This window comes from Herbaspirillum sp., assembly GCF_035644555.1.
Taxonomy (GTDB): Bacteria; Pseudomonadota; Gammaproteobacteria; order Burkholderiales; family Burkholderiaceae_D; genus Herbaspirillum.
Map to the genome: position 1 here is coordinate 1 of NZ_DASQOH010000039.1, position 1,737 is coordinate 1,737.

Annotated in this window: 2 protein-coding genes and 1 pseudogene; 1 reads left to right on the forward strand and 2 read right to left on the reverse strand. The window is 64.1% G+C overall.

Annotation, left to right across the window (positions count from 1 at the left end; genetic code table 11):
- Positions 1–564: helix-turn-helix domain-containing protein (locus VE092_RS09845; protein WP_324876198.1), on the forward strand; the 564-nt coding region annotated here is incomplete at its 5' end.
- 8 nt (positions 565–572) lie between these two features.
- Here the strand turns inward: VE092_RS09845 and VE092_RS09850 are convergent.
- Together VE092_RS09850 and VE092_RS09855 are read right to left on the reverse strand one after the other, a co-directional pair.
- Positions 573–1,442, reverse strand: a complete 870-nt coding sequence (locus VE092_RS09850; protein WP_324876200.1) for an amidohydrolase family protein — start codon at positions 1,440–1,442, stop codon at positions 573–575.
- A 141-nt stretch (positions 1,443–1,583) separates the two neighbouring features.
- Positions 1,584–1,737, reverse strand: a pseudogene (locus VE092_RS09855) (BMP family ABC transporter substrate-binding protein); the annotation flags it as partial.

The following is a 1,737-nucleotide window of genomic DNA, read 5'->3' on the forward strand; positions in this document are numbered from 1 at the left end:
CGGGAGAACGCCATCCTGGATGCGGCCACGTCGGTACTGGGCAGCAAGGGCTATGACCTGATGACGATGGACGACGTCGCCGGTGCGGTGGGTATCTCCAAACCCAGCCTGTACAAGCATTTCAAGTCCAAGGAAGAATTGATCGGCGAGACCATGATCCGTCTCATCGATGGCGCCATCGACCAGCTGGCGCAGCTGGAGGGCATTTCCAGCCCGCGTGGCAAGCTGGAGGCGATGCTGGAATGGGCACTGCGGGTGCGGCTGGAGGGCGGGCTGCCCTTCCTGCCTTCCACCAGCGCCCCGGTGCGCGACATGCTCATGCGCAACGTCAAGTATGTGATGCGGGTGCTCAAGCTCAACGGCCAGCTGGAAAAACTGGTCAAGGAGGCGCAGAAGAGCGGCGAACTCGACGCCGCGCTGCCCAGCGATGTGATCCTGTACAGCTACTACGCCCGCACCTGTGATCCGGCGGTGGACTACCTGCAGAAGTTCAGCAAGATGAGCACGGAGGACATCGTGAAGTACATGCTGCACGTGGCCTTCAACGGTTTCACGCGGGATTAGGGGTCTCCCTAGACCAGGCCGTAGCAGCGCGCGGCCGTCTGCCCCCACAACAGCTCCTGTTCGGACGCCGACAGCCGGGTCGCGGCCCACTCCCGCACCACGGCGGCTACCTTGGCATAGGAGGCGGCCAGCAGGCAGACCGGCCAGTCCGAGCCGAACATCAGGCGCTGCGGGCCGAAGGCGTCCAGCGCCGCATCCAGGCAGAGGACGATATTGTCGTAATCCTTCTGACGCAGACCGCGCTGCCAGTCGGCCTCCGTGACCAGTCCCGATAGCTTGCAGGCCACATGCGGCAAGGCTGCCAAGGCGCGCAGATGGCGCTTCCAGTCGGCGAAGACCGCCTCGCTCTTGCCGAAATCGGCCAGGGCCGGCTTGCCCAGGTGATCCAGCACCAGCCAGTGGCGATCATGGCGGGCGCAGAAGGCTTGCACTTCGGGCATCTGGCGTGCATAGATCAGCACGTCATAGACCAGGCCGCGCCGTTGCAGCCAGCCGATGCCGGCATTGAAGGCCGGTGCTTCGACGAAGGCGCTGACGTCGGCCTCATCCTGCAGCTGGTGGCGAAAGCCCACCAGCTTGTCACTTCCCCATCGCTCCACATTGGCCGCCAGGTGCGGCGAAGCGAGGTCTTCCCAGCCAACCACCCCGGCGATGCGCCGGTTACTGCGCGCCAGGTCCAGCAGGAATTCGGTTTCGTCGCGACCGGCGCGGGCCTGCACTGCAATGGATTGTTCCAGTCCTTCGGCGGCCAGCACGGGCTGCAATTGGCCGGGCGTGCGGTCGCAGGCCAACAGTTCCATGCCGCGGCCGATCCAGGGGTAGGCGGCGGGCTGGTAGAACCAGAAATGCTGATGGGCGTCGATGCGATGCGGCTTCATGATGGACTTTTCGAGGGGCAAGACGGCGCAGGATTGCCGGTCTGCATTGCGCGCAACCGGCGGGGAATACAAAAGCAGGAGAAACAGGAAAACGGCAAGGCGCCGCCGTCGGCGACGCCCTCCCGTCACGTCATCTCAAGATCAGTCGTACAGCACGGCCGCGATCTTGGCGTCGTCGATGTTGCTCTTGTCGTACCAGTAGAAGCCGGTATCGATGACCTTGGGCAGCTTCTCGCCCTTGATCGCCTTGACCGCCGCTTCCACCGTCTTGTAGCCGATACCCACCGGGTTCTGG

What these genes read in the sequence shown, in the direction of transcription:
- VE092_RS09850 (WP_324876200.1), bottom strand. Translation starts at nt 1,442, where the DNA reads ATGAAGCCGCATCGCATCGACGCCCATCAGCATTTCTGGTTCTACCAG.